Consider the following 16,531-nt stretch of genomic DNA (forward strand, 5'->3'; position numbering starts at 1 on the left):
CCCAACCGAATGAACCGCATCTTTAGGCTCAAAGTCCCCGTTTTAGTGCTTTCTCTGGCAGTTGTCGCCCCGCTCGCCCAAGCTCAGACCACTCTGACTCAGCGCCCAAGCTGGCTGCACCGTCTCTTCGCCGCCCCAAGCGGGCCATCCGGGTCATCTGCTGAAGCTGCTCAGACCGCGACGCCGACCACGAATCTCCCATCCACGCCCTCGGCACAGTCCAACACTCCGCCGCCCGCGCCGCAGCCCCCAGCCGCGTCACCGCCAGCCCAGCCCGCAGCGCAGCAAACACCCGCGACACCGCAGGATCAAACTCAGGCACCGTCCACAGACCAGCCCCTGCCCGGTCCACAAGCCCCGCCCTCCGGCGGTGCTGACATCGTCGTCCGCGTCAACGAAGTCAATCTCATCTTCACCGTCACCGACAAGCACGGCAAATTCATCACCGGCCTCAAGCGCGAGAACTTCGGCCTCCTCGACGACGGCCGCCCTCCCACCGCTGTCCTCCGCTTCACCCAGCAGACCAACCTCCCTCTCCGCGTCGGCATCATGCTCGACACATCGAGCTCCATCCGCCAGCGCTTCCAGTTCGAGCAGGACTCCGCCATCGAGTTCCTCCTCCAGATCCTCCACCGCGACGACCGCGCCTTCGTCGAGGGCTTCGACATAGAAACTGACGTAGCCCAGGACTTCACTAACAACGTCGACCTCCTCAACCAGGGAATCCGCAAACTCCGTCCCGGCGGCGGTACCGCCCTCTTCGACGCACTCTACAAGACCTGCAAAGATCAGATGCTCACCCTGCAGGAGACCAGCGCCGTCCGTCGCGCTCTCATCCTCGTCTCCGACGGTGACGACAACTACTCCCGCGTTCAGGAGTCCGACGCCATCAAGATGTGCCAGCGCGCCGACACCATCGTCTACACCATCAGCACCAACATCAGCCCCAGCAAAGACAAAGGTGATGACGTCCTCAAGGCGATCTCAGACGCCACTGGCGGCCAGGCCTTCTACCCCACCAAGCTCGAAGATGTAGCCATCGGCTTCCGCAACATCGAAGAGGAGCTCCGCAGCCAGTACCACCTCGTCTACCGCCCCGCAAATCTCCGAATGGACGGCTCCTTCCGCACCATCTATCTCCAGGCCAACGATCCTCGTTTCAAGGTCCGCGCCCAAAAAGGCTACTTCTCTCCGCGCCCAGCCCAGTAAACTCCTCCGCGCTGCTTTTTTTGTTGTCATTCCGCAGCGCAGCGGAGGAATCTGCTTTTGCCGTTTTTGTTGCATGTCCTTTTTGTTGTCATTCCGGAGCGCAGCGGAGCAACCCGCGTTCGCATGCAGCACGGCCACAACGATCAACTTGCAACACATCCCCAACAGGCAAATAATGGACGCACCCGGCGTAACTCCCCATCAAAACCCGGGTCTAAGCAAGCAGGGAGACAATCATGAAACTGCGTCCCGTCCTCTTCGTTCTTGCTCTCTTCGCCGCGACAGCACTCGCGCAACCGCCCGTTGGTCCTCCGCCGCCCCCGACGTTCGACATGCACGGCGCTCTGATGAATCTCGCCGATCAGCCCGCCACCCACACCTCTTTCAGCTTCGATCGCTCCGAGCTCCAGATCGCCCAGAATCTCCTCGCCTCAGGCGGCCTCGACGCCAACCACGCCGCCGCGGCCCTCACCGGCATCTCCGTCGACAACTACCGCTATCCCCGCCCGGCCTTTTACACCCCTGAGACCATGGACGCCATCGTCGCCTCCTACAATGCAGCCGGTTGGAAACACCTCGTCAACGCGAACCAAAACTCAGCCAACACCGCCCAGCCCCGCAACACCGTCACCGACCTCTGGCTGCACTTCGCCGGCGCCGACATCACCGGCGTAACGGTTCTCAGCCGTTCCCCGCAAAACATGAGTGTCATCCAGATCACCTGCGAACTCCGGCCACTCGACCTCGTGCACCTCAGCGGACACTTCGGCATCCCAAAAGTGGATCCCAACGCCGTCATGGTTCCGGCCCCCAACGGCCGCTAACGCGATCGGCTAGCCGAAAAACACTACTTTCAAGGGTTGCAAAGGCGCGCGCACTCTGCTAAAAATTGCAACATTGAGCCGGCTTGCACTCAACGTATCTATGCTGTAAACTGAGTAAGAACTTTAGATAGCAATCAATTTGAACCAAAGTAACGAAAAAGTAACACTCCTTGGTTAAATTCTCAAGAATTGCACCTCTAATTTAAGGAAGCTGCCTGAACTCAATAGAGTCGGGGCATGGGCCTTCGCTTTTTTTGCGAACCTTTGTTAGCGTTGCCAAATATAACGTGTAAGCTGAAACCCACCCGTATGAAGCTGGGGAATTAGAATCGGCGACCTGGTAGCGTCATGGCAGCTGCTAGGTTAGACAAAATCCCAATGTGCCCACAGATCCTTCCGAATCAGGACCGCGCACAAGCATACGAGTTTGAACCACACTTTTCTCTTTTCCTCTTTATCTGCTCAAGATCCATGTAATTTGCGCAACTAAAGAGGTAATGAGTGCCCTATCGCAATTCTTTTTCTAAACCCGGTCTCCTCGTAGCAACACCAGCTCTCAACTCCACCATCTCGTCGCCAAAACGAGGTGAGCAGCGCCTCGGGCCCACAAAGAGACGCTCCCTGCTCGGCCGAGCGCTTAGTACCCTTTTTTTGATGCTGGCTTGCGGCGTGACGTTTTCCGCCTTCGCCAATGCACAGACCACACTTTTCTCAGCAACTTCGAAACCTGTGACGATCGACCACGGCAATCCAGCTCCAACTGAGCTTGGCGTGAAGTTCAAGTCCGACACCACCGGCTACATCACTGGACTGCGCTTCTATAAAGCGAGCACAAACAAAGGCACCCACGTTGCACATATCTGGACTACGTCCGGAGTACTCCTGCGAAGCGCGACCTTTACCAATGAAACTGCGTCGGGTTGGCAGCAGGTGAACTTCGCCACACCCGTTCAGGTGACTGCAAACACCGTCTATGTCGCCTCCTATTGGGCACCCGCGGGGCATTTTTCCATGGACATGAACTACTTCGCGAAGGCGGGGGTAAATAAGGCTCCGCTCCACGCGCTACAGAATGGTGTCAACGGCGGAAACGGCGTCTATGTTCACTCCTCAAAGAGCAACTTCCCGAATGCCAACTACGAGTCGTCAAACTTCTGGGTCGATGTCGTCTACTCGGGACAAGCTACCCCAGCGACTCCTAAGCTCTCAGTGAGCGCCTCGTCGCTGAACTTCGGCACCGTCGCTGTCAACTCCGCGACAACAGCTTCCGTGACGCTTACCTCCTCGGGCGGCTCTCCTTTGACGGTAAGCTCGGCAGCAGTCAGCGGTACGGGCTTCAGCCTCACAGCGGGCACCTTCCCGACAACGTTGAACCCGAATTCATCGATGACCCTGCAGCTTCAGTTCAAGCCCACCGCCTCCGGAACGGCGACCGGCAAGCTCACCATCGGCAGCAACTCCACCACAGGCACCTCAACAGCCGTGACTCTCAGCGGTACCGGCGGTGCCGCCAACCCGCAGCTCAAAGTAAGTGCGACAACTCTCGCCTTCGGTAGCGTTGCCGTCAACTCTGCGACAACCGGTTCAGTCACCCTTACCTCTTCAGGTACCACCGCGGTCACAGTAAGTTCGGCTTCTGTCAGTGGGACGGGCTTCTCCATCGTCGGCGGAACCTTCCCTGTCACGTTGAACCCAAATCAAACGCTGGCTGTGAAGCTTCAGTTCAAACCCGCCGCATCAGGATCCGCGACTGGAAAACTCACCTTAAACAGCAACTCCACAACGGGAAGCTCTACGGCTGTGACTCTCAGTGGTACGGGCACATCAACAGCCGAGCAGGTCGATCTCAGTTGGCATGCACCAGCTAGCTCATCCGATCCGGTTGCCGGCTATAACATCTACCGGGCCACTGGCAGTGGGGCTTTCCAATTGGTGAATTCGGGGATCGACAAGAGCACGACCTACGTCGATAGCTCGGTCACATCCGGTAAAACCTATAACTACCTCGTAAAGAGCGTCGACGAGAGCGGTGTAGAAAGCACCGGCTCAAACGAGATCTCAGTGGCGGTGCCGTAGCCCACCTGGTTAATTTCTCAAGACCTGCATAGCCAATCAAAGGAAGCCAACCCGGACTCAATAGAGTCCGGGCATGGCGAACCTTTGCCTGGTCTTGCCGACTATAACGTTTCAGCTGAACCCGTATGAATCCATTGAACCATGCAATTTTTGTTCAAATCCAAGAGGTAATGAGTGTCCTACAGCAAGCCCTTTTCCCCATTCGCTGATCGTTTTGTATCAACTTCAACTCTTAACCTCACCAATTCGTCCCCTATACGAGATCCACAACGCCTCTGGCCTGCAAAGAAACGCTCCCTGCTTGGCAGAGGGATTAGTGCTCTTCTTCTGATTCTGGCTTGTGGCGTTATGTTCTCCACCTCTGCCGATGCGCAGGTCACAATCTTCCCGGCATCATCCACGCCTGGGACGATCGACCACGGTAACCCCGCGCCAACCGAGCTTGGCGTGCAGTTCAAGTCCGACACAACCGGCTACATCACTGGATTGCGTTTCTATAAAGCAACTACAAACACAGGCACCCACGTTGCGCATCTATGGACTACATCCGGGGTACTCTTGCAAAGCGCGACCTTTACCAACGAAACCGCATCAGGCTGGCAACAGGTAAACTTCGCCACACCCGTCCAGGTGACCGCAAACACGGTCTACATCGCCTCCTATTGGGCACCCGTAGGGCACTATTCCATAGACTTTAACTACTTCAAAACGAAGGGGGTAGATAATGCTCCCCTGCACGCGCTCCAGAATGGTGTCAACGGCGGAAATGGCGTCTATTTTCACGCCTCAAAGAGCAAATTCCCGAGTGCCAACTACGAATCGTCGAACTTCTGGGTCGATGTCGTGTACTCGGCACAAGCCACCGCCGCAAATCCTCAGCTCTCGGTCAGTGCCTCAACCCTGAGCTTTGGCAGCATCGCTGTCAATTCATCGACGACAGCTTCAGTGACGCTTACCTCCTCCGGCACCTCTCCTTTGACGGTGAACTCGGCTGCAGTCAGCGGCACCGGCTTCAGCCTCGCCGCAGGCACCTTCCCGACAACTCTGAATCCAAACTCATCGATGACCCTGCAGGTTCAGTTCAAGCCCACCGCATCCGGGGCGGCGACCGGCCAGCTTACCATTGGCAGCAACTCGACCACCGGCAGTTCAACGGTCGTGTCTCTGAGCGGTACCGGCGCTGCCGCCAATCCGCAACTGAATGTTAATACCTCGACACTCGGCTTCGGCAGCGTTGCAGTCAACACGGCAGCGGCCGGTTCGGTGACCCTTACCTCCACCGGTAGTTCCCCTGTGACCGTAAACTCGGCTTCGATTAGCGGCACAGGTTTCAGCATCACTGGGGGCTCTTTCCCGGCGACCTTGAACCCAAATCAAACGATGGCCGTTCAGCTTCAATTCAAGCCGACCGCATCTGGATCAGCCACCGGGCAGCTAACCATCAGCAGCAACTCGACCACAGGCAGCTCAGCGGCTGTGGCTCTCAGCGGCACGGGCACGGCAACAGCCGAGCAGGTTAACCTCAGTTGGATTGCACCAAGCAACTCTACCGATCCGGTTGCGGGCTATAACATCTACCGGGCGTTGGGGAGTGGAGCCTTCCAACTGGTCAACTCGGGAATCGACACGAAGACGACCTACGTCGATAGCTCGGTCTCATCCGGTAATACCTATAACTACCTCGTAAAGAGCGTCGACCAGAGTGGTGTAGAAAGCACTGGCTCGAACGAGATCTCGGTGGCGGTCCCTTAACCCATCGCAAATCTTCCACCTTTCGGTACGCTGGCCTTCGCAATCGACTTGCGAATGGCCGGCGTACCGATTTTGTCTTCAGCCCTTGGTTGCTCAACCCCGGCGAGAACAAGCTGGAGCAATGCGGCAGTGGGTGTAGAGCCACTTTCGCTTTTGTTTGTCATCCCCGACGGGAATCACAGTCACGCCATTAAGAAAGTTGCCAAAGCCAGGCGAGGAAAACGTCATGGCGAACCGAAACATGCAGGACCGACAAATAATAGGTAGGTGTTTTAGCGGGAAGATCCTCTGTCAAGCCCCAAAGACGCAGATCCCCCCGTCAATCCAGCACATCTGCGTGGCGTATGAGTTACCAGCCGCCAGCTATACTAGAGATAGAACATTTGGAAAGCCCCGGGCGATCGGGGCTTTTTTACGTTCAGAAGGGACAAGGTGAGTGATAACCCGTTTGATTGGACATATTTAGCTGTAAGCCATTTAGAATGACATATTTGGGAGCCTATGTCAGCATTAAGTTGCTCATTCAAAATGGTTTAGGTGCAGCAATGGGGGGGGTACCCCCCAGGGTTAGTTTCCGTACTGCTCCACACGTCGCAGCAGGTCCAGCTTTCGCTCAGGCGGCAGAAAACTTGCCTCCACAGCATTGGCGGCAAGCTCACGCATCTGCTCTAGTGAAAACTCGAACTGCTTCTGGACCAGTACGTACTCCTCCAGCAGATTGCTCCCGAACATCGGTGGATCGTCGGAGTTAATCGTCACCATCAGCCCTGATTCGAAGTAATGCTTCGCCGGATGCTCATCAATGCTTCTACAGCATCCTGTCCTGATGTTGCTGGTAACGTTCAGCTCCAGCGGAATCTGCCGCTCCGCCAGTATCTCCAGCAGCTCCGCATCATGCTGCGCCGAGAGGGCGTGGCCAATGCGCTCCGCTCCGATATTGAGCGCCGCCCAAATGCTCTCTGGACCGATCGTCTCGCCCGCATGAGCCGTCAGCCGCAGTCCGGCAGCCTTCGCCTCCGCATACGACTCCCGAAACAGATCTGCACTCCCGCGCGCCTCATCCCCACCGATCCCGATCCCGATAATGCTCGGATAAAGCTCCCGCATCACCGCCGCCTTCCGGAACACCTTCACAGCCTCCTCCGCCCCGAAGTGCCGCACCGCGTCGATCAACCAATAGATGGTGGTCCCGAAATCCCTCTCGCCCCGCACCCGGCCGCGCTCGATCGCCTCGACGTACGGCTCTACCTCCTCATTCTTCCAGAAATAGATAATCCCGAACGAGATATACACCTCGGCATGCAACACACCCTGCGCCGCCAGTTCTCGAATCATGTTGTAAGTAATCAATTCATAGTCGTCCGGCCCCTTCAAACGTGCCGAAACCGCCTTGAACGAGTCCATGAATCCAAGAAAATTCTCGTAAATATACAGTTTCTTGGCCGCTGCAACAGTCAGCGGCTCAGGATCGTGCCGTTTGCTCAACTCCATCAAAGTGTCGAGTTGAATCGTTCCTTCAAGATGCAGATGCAACTCAACCTTCGGCAGCTTTCGCAGCCACTCAACGACGTCGATCTCAACCTCTTGCTTCGTCTGCTTTCGAGCCATCTGTCTATCCTAGGCTTTCGGCGTGTAAAACTCACTACGCTTCCGGCTGTAGAGCACATACACAAACAACCCGATGATCAGCCACACGAAGAACCTCAGCCATGTCTTCGTCGGCAATCCAGCCATCAGCAGCACGCAGAACATTACGCTGAGCACCGGAATCACTGGTCCAAACGGCACGCGAAACCCGCGATGCCGTTCGGGCTCTTTGTACCGCAGCACGATCACGCCAATCGACACCAGAACGAACGCGAAGAGAGTCCCGATGTTGGACATCTCCGCAAACGTCCCGACGTCAAACAGCCCTGCAGGAATCGCCACCAGAAAGCCAGCAACCCACGTCGCAAACGCCGGCGTCCGAAACCGTGGATGCACTCTGCTAAAGACATCGGGCAACAAGCGGTCCCGCGACATGGCATACCACACTCGAGCCTGTCCGAGCTGGAACACCAGGATCGACGAGATCATCCCTACAAGCGCGCCGATGAGCACCGCGAGCTGCACCCAATGCAGCTTGTGTCCATCGGGCGTAAGTGCGACCCGCTTCAACGCGTTGACGACCGGAGCAGCATCGCCTGCAACCGACTGCCAGGGAACGATCCCGGTCAGCACGATCGCAACGCCGATATAGAGCAATGTGCAGACAATTAGAGTCGCCAGAATCCCGATCGGGACGTCGCGCCGAGGTCGCCTGCACTCTTCGCTAGCGGTAGAGACCGAGTCGAATCCGATATAGGTGAAGAAGATGATCGATCCGCCGGCCAGCACACCGCTCCAACCGTTCGGAGAGAAGGGGTGATAGTTTGCCGGATGTATGAAGCTGAGACCGAAGAACACGAACAACAGGATCGCAGCGATCTTCACCAGAACCATGATGTTGTTGGTCCGTGCCGACTCACGTATACCTCGCACTAGCACGACCGTAAGCAGCAGCACGATCAAGAATGCTGGGATATTGAATCCCGCGTGCCAGCCTGTGGCGTAGATATCCTTACCCTGGAGATCTTGCAATCCGAGTGGCAGATAAGCCGGCGAGAGCCACTTCGGCGAGAGCGGCACCCCGATCCAGTCCAGCAACGCTACCACATGGGCCGCAAAGCCAACACTGACGCTCATGTTGCTGAACGCATACTCAAGGATGAGATCCCACCCGATCACCCAGGCAATCAACTCCCCGAGCGTGGCATAGGTGTACGTGTACGCCGAGCCCGCGATGGGGATCATCGAAGCCAGCTCCGCATAACAGAGGCCAGTCAGCGCACATACGATGGCGACCAGCACCAGCGAGATGGCGAGCGCCGGCCCGGCACCTGGACGTCCAGCAATCGCACCGTGGTGCAGCAGAAGATCGATGACCGGTGAATCCCCAAACGAGGCCATCGTCGCCGGATTGCCGCCGATCGCCACGCCAATGACCGTAAAGATCCCTGAACCGATGACCGCGCCGATGCCCAGCGCAGTCAGCGAGACCGGGCCAAGCGTCTTTTTCAACGCGTTCTCCGGCAGCTCCGATTCAGAGATCAGCTTGTCGATCGACTTAGTTGCAAAGATTTGCCTGGCCAGCGCGCTCGCTCCTGCTTTCAAAGAATTGGTGCGGGGGCGTTTCCGACACACAATGCGATTTCACAAGACATCATCTCCCAGCAAAAGCCGCGCGGCAACAAAATCCGAGCAGCCTTGCTGAAGAGAATCAGTTACCGCTTGCTCTGGCCGCGTGATGCTTTCTTAACCTTCTGCTTGTTCTCGCCACGAGCGCCCGTACGTGGACCCTTTGGCGCCGCTGCTTTACGTGCTGCGCGTTTAACCTTCTTGCGCTCCTGTGTGTCGGTGATGCTCTTTGTATTTGCCATGTATCTTGCCAATCTTTCTATAAGCTGCGATTTTCAGAACTTTAGAGGCGCTCCAGCTGGGCAAACTTCTCCACCAGCTTCTTCACACCGTGCTGTTGAAATTGTACTGTAATCTTCGCGTCATCCCCATCGCCTTCGCGACGAAACACGGTTCCTTCACCATACTTCGGGTGTCTGACTCGGGAACCCTGCCTCAGCCCTGTTTTTCCAGTCTGTTCCGAGACCTCCAGCTTCGGACGCGAGATCTTCTGCCCTCTCGCAGCAAAAAAGCTGGCAATATTGTCCATAGACTGCCCGGGAGCTGCCGTCTTACCCGCGTATCCCGCTCGATTATTAACTCCGGGCATCCCTGAAGGCCTTTTCGGGCCACGCTCTCCACTTTGGTCCTCGTCCTCGTAGCTATAGTGCCGTTCGCCCTCCTCGGCGTTCGTGCGACCAAACCGGTTCGCCTTGGGATAAGGTGTCGCGTAGGCGCCACTGTAGCCTGAACTATACTCCGAGCCGGCAAACCGAGGTTGTGCCGGAGGGCTTCCAAGGTCCTCCACCAATCGACTGGGCACCTCTTCCAAAAACCGCGAAGCGATGCTCGACTCCGGCATATCGCTACCATACCTTCGCCGGTACCTGGCCCGCGTCATGACCAGTGTGTCCATCGCTCGCGTCATTCCGACATAACAGAGTCTCCGTTCTTCTTCGAGCCCAATAGGATCGGTCAACGTGCGCGAATGCGGAAACAACCCCTCTTCCATGCCTGTCAGAAACACCAGTGGGAACTCCAGCCCCTTGGCTGCGTGGAGTGTCATCAGCGTCACCCGGGCTTCTTCGCTATAGCTGTCAGCGTCGCTCACCAACGCCGCGTGGTCAAGAAACTCATGCAGTGTCTCCCCTCGCTCTTGGGCATCTTGAGCCGCATTGGCCAGTTCTTTCAGGTTTTCGATGCGCGAGAAGGACTCCGGCGTAGCTTCCTCTTCGAGCGCCCGAATATAACCGCTTCGATCATTCAAAAATTTGATCAGCTCCGGCAATGTAGCCGCATCTCCTGGCTTGCGAAACGCGGGCTTCTCGTCTGTCATTTTGATCTCGGCAGCCCTCTCCATCGTCGTACCGGCAGATCGCTTCAACACAACGGGAGCAAATGGATTGAAATTTAACGCGTCAATTCCGTGAGCCTCATCCGAGTCCGACGCGTTTTCAGCCGCGATTGTGGAGATCTCCTCGCTTGGGCCGAAGTCGAAACCAAAGTTGAAGGTCGTATCGAACGAAGTATCTACGCTGTCCACTTCTTCTGGAGCAGCAACACTCTCCTCACCAAATCCGAACGAAACATCTACTTCTGCGTCTTCCGCAAAGTCGGACGAGAGGGCATCGTCTTCGGGGCCAGTAAGATCACTCGTCAGCTTCTCTGCGAACCCGGGTCCCAACATCGCACGGGCATCCTCTATCAATCGTTTGAAGCCGACCAACGCCTGTAGCGCCCGCGGTGGCAACAGCTTATCTTCAATCGCGCGACCAATCGCATCCCACGTGCTCATGCCACTCGACAGCGCCATTCGTTCCAGCGTTTCCATCGTCGTCTTACCAATTCCACGAGGTGGGGAATTCACGACTCGGCTGAGTGCAACAGAGTCGTGAACATTTTGCACCAGCTTTAGATAACTCAGAATGTCTTTGACCTCAGCACGATCATAGAAACTGAAGCCTCCCACCATGTGGTATTGAATCTGATATCGTCGTAGCGCCTCTTCCACCAACCGAGACTGCGAGTTGGTGCGATACAACACAGCACAGCGAGGCAGATCCGTCTGTCCGCCAGCCTCGCGAAGGTATCGCTTCACCCGATCTGCGATAAACAAAGCCTCATTCTCGCCATCGGGAGCTTCGTAATATCCGATCAGGCTTCCGCCTTCCCGCGTCGTAAAAAGATTTTTTCCCTTGCGCTGCGTATTTTGCGACACTACCGCGCCAGCGCCCTCCAGAATGATCTGCGTCGAGCGATAGTTCTGTTCCAGGCGAATCGTCTTCGTCTCGGGAAAGTCTTTTTCGAACTCAAGGATGTTCTTTATGTCCGCGCCGCGCCAACTATAGATCGATTGATCTTCATCACCTACGACGCAAACGTTGGCATCAGGTCCTGCCAACAGCTTCATCAATTCGTATTGCGGTCGGTTGGTATCTTGGTACTCATCGATCAGCAGATATCTGTAGCGTTTGTTGTATCTTTCTCTGGTTTCGCCAGAGGACTTCAGCAATCGCACCGTCTCCAGTAGCAGATCATCAAAGTCCAACGCATTGGCCTTGAACAGCTCCTTCTTGTAGATCTCGAAGATGTGCGCAATCTTCTCTTCCATGGGGTTGGTGCTCGCAAGAAAATACTCCTGCGGATCGATCATGTGATTTTTCGCCCACGAGATTCTTCCCAATGCCACTCTCGGCTTCAGCGACTTGTCATCGATTCCCAGTCGCTTCAGTGCTTGCTTCACTACGGCCTGCTGATCGGTCTCATCGTAGATGGCGAACGTACGCGTCAGCCCAACTCCACCCACGCGCATGGCTTCGATATCTCGCCGCAACACACGCACGCAAAAGCTGTGAAACGTCGCCAACATCGGCTTCGCCAGGCTACTATGCCCGAGAATCTTATCGACTCGTTCGGCCATCTCCTTGGCTGCTTTATTCGTGAAAGTCACTGCAAGGATCGAATCCGCCGCTACGCCTCGCTCCTGTATCAGATAAGCGATGCGATGAGTAATCACACGCGTCTTTCCTGATCCGGCACCTGCAAGCAGAAGCACGGGACCGTCCACGGATTGGATCCCCTGTTGCTGCTGCGGATTCATATTTTCTAAAAGTCGACTCAACTCCACACGCTCCAATCTCTATTTTAAGCTCTTTGCGCCAACGCTCCTGGGTGCCTCTTGAAAACTGGCTCAAACCCGCTTATTTATGTCCATTTGCGAACAAGCTGTCCGCGCGTGGACAAGAACCAAATCGATTAAGACGAAACGATTAATTGAAAAATCAAATCGAGTTTTTGGGAACCAACTTCGTCCAACCTGCGTAACTCAATTCACGACGGGCTCCCTGATCCATGGCAGAGAACTTCAGTCGGAATTTTGAAGTACTGGAGCTAACAATGAAACGTCACAATCTCGTCACCGTCGCAGTCGTCGCTACCTCACTCCTTGCAGCTCCGGCCGTCTACGCTGCACCTTCCAGTATCTCGTCTCCTGTTCACGCGATGTTCAGCAAGACAAAGGTCAGCTCTGTTAAATTCAACCTTCGCAACGAAACCGGAACACCCTTGGAGGTTTTGGCAGGCGACAAGTCGATAACACTTGAGCCCGGCAAACTCGTCGCACTCGATCTTCCTGTCGGAACTAAGATTGTTGCCAATAGTGCCACTCCGAACCACGCGGTAGGATCGGTCATTGAGCAAGTTACAAAAGATCACGCTGGCGCAACCATCACCATTCACTAATTCTCTTGCAGCGAGAAAGCCGTTTCAAGCAAGCTTTTCTTTAGACCGACCGCTCTTTTCTCCCTAATCGGTCGGTCTACATCCCTTCTTAAACACGCAACACGTCTGTAGTCGAGACCGACGTTACTCAGTCTTGATATCCTCGACGAATGATTCGTAACGTCGCCGTCTTCTGCTCCTCCTCTAACGGATTGCGTTCTTCCTATCGAGATGCGGCAGAGCAACTAGGCAGTGCTTTAGCCGCTCTCAACATCGGAATCATCTACGGCGGAGCCAACGTCGGACTTATGAAAGCAGTCGCCGAGTCGTCGCTATCTGCTGGAGGTACAGTAGTCGGGGTCATTCCCGAAGTGCTGGTCGATCTCGAGGTCGCACACCACGGCATCACAGAACTCCATGTTACTAGCACGATGCATACCCGTAAGGCGCTCATCGGGGAGAAGGCAGATGCATTCATCGCGTTACCAGGAGGCTTCGGCACGCTCGAGGAACTGTTTGAGGTCCTGGCATGGCACACACTTAAACTCCATGCAAAGCCTATCCTTTTGCTCAATATCAACGGTTTCTACAACCAACTACTCGCCTTCTTGGATCATTGTGTCGCAGAGGGTATGCTCAAGCAGAATAACCGCGAAATTATTCTCATCGCAGACACCATAGAAGAAGCTCTTATCAAATTACAGCTTGGTTTACCGTCGACGAATCTCTCGGTGCTCAAACTCGATTGATCCGCAAACAGTCACGAAACAAACGTTTCTACCCGCTCGGTCTTCAGGCTCGCAGCGATTCCATCCCAAAGAGCAATACGAGCACGCAACGCCATCTCTGCTGCGTTTGTCGCTTCCTGCCACTTCGTTGCATCGTCCCCGCACAGCTCGCCGACCATCCGTAGCGCCATCGGACCGTGCTCTTCACTATCCACTTCGATATGCCGCTCCATATACCAGCGCATCAGTTCAAGACGCCCATGCAGCTTCTCATTTTGATCACGAATAAATCCACGGAACATATCTGGAATAAGATCCTCGCGCCCGAAAGTAAATGCTGCCGCTGTTGCATGTAGCTTATCGCTATCAATCACAGCGAAAGTTGTGCGTACAAACCGTTGCGCCGCTTCTGGCGCGCCACTCATCGCCAAAGCTTGTTCCCAGCCTGCCCCGTCATACAGGCCTTTCAACAATGTTTCGATAGCAGTCGTCGACGCCCCACACACTCTCATCGCTCGCAGGTACAGTTCAAAGTGGCTCACCGTCTCGGTCCCGTACACGTCGCTCTCTTCGCCCAGCACGATCTCATTTATTAGCCGCCGGCTTAGGGCGAACCTGCTTGGCAACCACGGAACATCTATGGATGTGAGCCCACGTTGCAGAGTCTTCAGGAGCGACATAAAATCCCATACTGCAAACACATGCGCTTCCATGAAAACATGCAGGTCCTCCACCGTCTTAAATGATTTGTACAAAGGGTGACCCGCTAATCTGTTGTATAAGGGCCGCAACTGCTCCGCCAACGCCTGCAACTTCTCCGTCTGCTTTGAAGTACTCATACTCTCCCTACAACTTTTGCTTCGTCATACAGGCATCACAGCGGCACACCCGCCGCAGATACTCCCAGGAATAAATTCCACTGTCGTGGCCATCGTTCCACTTAAACTTCAGCGCATACTTACCCACCGGAGTTACTTCAAGGGGCTTTACTGGCGCTTCGTACATCATCAACGGTGTCTGCTCCTTCGGCTTCGCAACACCGGGCAACCGACCGGACTTCTCCCGGTCATCGTGGCAAGTAGCGCAGGGACAGGCATTCCGCATCCAAGCAAAGTTCCAAGCGCTCCGGTGTCCGTCTTTCCAGTCGATTTCTACCCCCGTTCCCTCGGTTTTTTTTACGCGCACCTTCTGCGGAGTTACCGCATCGGACGGCATCCGCTCGTGTTCTTCATCTTCTTGATGCGCCTGTTCCGCACTAACAATGCGAATTCCTTCATGGCTCATACGCTTCCCTCCACTTCCACATCTTTTAAGGCTTTGCCGCATCATCAATAGAAATGCATGCACCATCGCCACCATCGATCATTAGCCAAGTTTCCAGAAGAAGTAAGTGGCCATCAGGCACCCTGTAATTACAACGATCGTTCGCAACACATCTGCGTTTATCTTTCGAGCATACTGTGCTCCCACATAGCCACCAACGGCAGCAAAGATCATTGAGATCAGGCAGTAGTGCCAGATCACCGCTCCGCGGAACACAAACGTCACCACGGCGCAAAAGTTGGACAGGCAGGCCGCTAGCACCTTCATTGAGTTCAGCGCATGCATCTCCTCCACGCCAAACAACGCGAGTGCGGTCATGATCAAAAAACCGGCACCAGCCCCGAAATAACCGATATAAAAACAGACCGGAAGCAGCACGAAGAACAACGGAATCACCGCCGGCGCTTTTTGTATATGGGGTGTCTCCGATCGCCTCCGCAGCCATCGTGACACCGATCCACTGATGCCGAAGAGCAGGGAAGCAACTAATAAAAGCCAGGGCACCATATGCAGAAACGTAATCTGCCGCGTATGCAACAGAACCACTGCACCACTCACGCCGCCCAAAACTGATGCGGCACAGACCGAAGGCAGAAGGTCCCGTCTTAGGTCTTCGCGTAGAGCAGCCACTGAAGTCAGCTGACCCGGCCAGAGTGCGACCGTATTCGTAGCGTTTGCTTGAACGGGAGCCACACCCATCGCCAACATGGCTGGAAACGAGATAAACGACCCGCCCCCCGCCATCGCATTCATCACCCCGGCAACCGAAGAGGCCAAGACGAGCCAGATGTAATGCCAATGCGAACTAAAACTCGAGATCATCCATCTTCCATTGTATCGACTTCTGGAAGAACGATGTTCGCTTAGCGAAAAAGCAAGCCCACGAGCTCAACCTGCAGTGGGCATCTCTGGAGTTGCCGCAATCAGACGCTGCGTGTACACATCCCGTGAAGCGCCACAGACCTGTTCACTGTCGCCCAACTCCACCAGCCGCCCACGCTGCATCACGGCTACGCGGTCGCACAGATATCTCACTAGTGGCATAGAGTGAGAGATAAACAAATAGGTCAGTCCATATGTCTGCTGCAAATCTCGGAGCAGATTCACAACCTGCGCTCCTACACTGACATCCAACGCGCTCACCGGCTCATCCAACACCACAAATTCGGGTTTCAGCGCCAACGCGCGAGCAATATTGATTCTCTGCCGTTGTCCTCCGCTAAACTCATGCGGAAAGCGGTCCAGAGCTGAGCTATCCAGCCCGACTGTGAGCAGCATCTCCGCTAGCCGCGTTGCCAGTCCTTCCATCGGCCTTTCGTCATGAATCATGAACGGCTCTGCCAGAATATCTCGCACACGCATGCGAGGATTCAGCGCCGAATATGGGTCTTGAAAGACGATCTGCATACGTCGCCGCATCTCTCGCGTCTCTCGCAGGCTCATCGCCAGCAGATCCTGTTCCCCATACAGAACTTCACCCGATGTTGGCTCCACGAGTCGCAAGAGCATTCGCGCCACAGTGCTCTTGCCCGAACCCGATTCCCCAACTAACCCCAGCGTCTCTCCCCGTCGAATGGTAAACGAAACATTCTCCACAACGCGTCGCCGCCCAGAGTCGTACTCCTTCACTAGTCCCCGGGCTTCCACCAGTCCCTCATTCGTTGCCATGCTGGGATACTAGCATTCGCCGAAACATTCGCAACG

The 16,531-nt window shown here is 55.4% G+C and carries 14 protein-coding genes; 6 read left to right on the plus strand and 8 right to left on the minus strand.

Annotated elements, in window-relative coordinates; all coding sequences use genetic code 11:
- The first annotated feature begins 9 nt into the window (after positions 1–9).
- From RBB82_RS13800 to RBB82_RS13815, 4 genes are all read left to right on the plus strand, one after another.
- Positions 10–1,209: a VWA domain-containing protein gene (locus RBB82_RS13800; protein WP_433971181.1), complete on the plus strand. Its 1,200-nt coding sequence runs from the start codon at positions 10–12 to the stop codon at positions 1,207–1,209.
- A 236-nt stretch (positions 1,210–1,445) separates the two neighbouring features.
- Entirely contained in the window at positions 1,446–2,033 is a 588-nt protein-coding gene (locus tag RBB82_RS13805; protein WP_433971182.1) for a hypothetical protein, read from the plus strand.
- A 501-nt stretch (positions 2,034–2,534) separates the two neighbouring features.
- Positions 2,535–4,109, plus strand: coding sequence for a DUF4082 domain-containing protein (locus RBB82_RS13810; protein WP_433971183.1), 1,575 nt, complete (start codon positions 2,535–2,537; stop codon positions 4,107–4,109).
- Positions 4,110–4,457: 348 nt separating this feature from the next.
- On the plus strand, positions 4,458–5,861 hold the full coding sequence (locus RBB82_RS13815; RefSeq protein ID WP_433971185.1) for a DUF4082 domain-containing protein: 1,404 nt from the start codon (positions 4,458–4,460) through the stop codon (positions 5,859–5,861).
- 567 nt (positions 5,862–6,428) lie between these two features.
- Here the strand turns inward: RBB82_RS13815 and add are convergent.
- From add to RBB82_RS13835, 4 genes are all read right to left on the minus strand, one after another.
- Positions 6,429–7,469, minus strand: coding sequence for an adenosine deaminase (gene add / locus RBB82_RS13820; RefSeq protein WP_433971187.1), 1,041 nt, complete (start codon positions 7,467–7,469; stop codon positions 6,429–6,431).
- A 9-nt stretch (positions 7,470–7,478) separates the two neighbouring features.
- Positions 7,479–8,960, minus strand: coding sequence for an amino acid permease (locus RBB82_RS13825; protein ID WP_433971188.1), 1,482 nt, complete (start codon positions 8,958–8,960; stop codon positions 7,479–7,481).
- A 203-nt stretch (positions 8,961–9,163) separates the two neighbouring features.
- Complete coding sequence (locus RBB82_RS13830) at positions 9,164–9,319, minus strand: hypothetical protein (RefSeq protein ID WP_433971189.1); 156 nt, start codon at positions 9,317–9,319, stop codon at positions 9,164–9,166.
- 41 nt (positions 9,320–9,360) lie between these two features.
- Positions 9,361–12,156, minus strand: a complete 2,796-nt coding sequence (locus RBB82_RS13835) for an ATP-dependent helicase (protein WP_433975381.1) — start codon at positions 12,154–12,156, stop codon at positions 9,361–9,363.
- Between the two features lie 296 nt (positions 12,157–12,452).
- Here RBB82_RS13835 and RBB82_RS13840 point away from each other — a divergent pair, with 296 nt between their 5' ends.
- Both RBB82_RS13840 and RBB82_RS13845 read left to right on the plus strand, forming a co-directional pair.
- Positions 12,453–12,797, plus strand: coding sequence for a hypothetical protein (locus tag RBB82_RS13840; protein ID WP_433971190.1), 345 nt, complete (start codon positions 12,453–12,455; stop codon positions 12,795–12,797).
- 149 nt (positions 12,798–12,946) lie between these two features.
- Complete coding sequence (locus RBB82_RS13845; protein WP_433971192.1) at positions 12,947–13,525, plus strand: TIGR00730 family Rossman fold protein; 579 nt, start codon at positions 12,947–12,949, stop codon at positions 13,523–13,525.
- An 11-nt stretch (positions 13,526–13,536) separates the two neighbouring features.
- On the opposite strand, the gene RBB82_RS13850 is transcribed toward RBB82_RS13845, so the two are convergent.
- The 4 genes from RBB82_RS13850 to RBB82_RS13865 form a co-directional block, all read right to left on the minus strand.
- Positions 13,537–14,343, minus strand: coding sequence for a DUF3050 domain-containing protein (locus RBB82_RS13850; protein ID WP_433971194.1), 807 nt, complete (start codon positions 14,341–14,343; stop codon positions 13,537–13,539).
- A gap of 7 nt (positions 14,344–14,350) precedes the next feature.
- Positions 14,351–14,788, minus strand: coding sequence for a gamma-butyrobetaine hydroxylase-like domain-containing protein (locus RBB82_RS13855; protein ID WP_433971195.1), 438 nt, complete (start codon positions 14,786–14,788; stop codon positions 14,351–14,353).
- An 81-nt stretch (positions 14,789–14,869) separates the two neighbouring features.
- Positions 14,870–15,649 carry a sulfite exporter TauE/SafE family protein gene (locus tag RBB82_RS13860; protein ID WP_433971197.1) on the minus strand — a complete coding sequence of 260 codons (780 nt, stop codon included), beginning with the start codon at positions 15,647–15,649 and terminating at the stop codon, positions 14,870–14,872.
- Positions 15,650–15,715: 66 nt separating this feature from the next.
- Entirely contained in the window at positions 15,716–16,495 is a 780-nt protein-coding gene (locus tag RBB82_RS13865) for an ATP-binding cassette domain-containing protein (protein ID WP_433971199.1), read from the minus strand.
- Positions 16,496–16,531 lie beyond the last annotated feature (36 nt).

This window comes from Tunturiibacter lichenicola, from assembly GCF_051013355.1.
GTDB classification, from domain to species: domain Bacteria; phylum Acidobacteriota; class Terriglobia; order Terriglobales; family Acidobacteriaceae; genus Edaphobacter; species Edaphobacter lichenicola_F.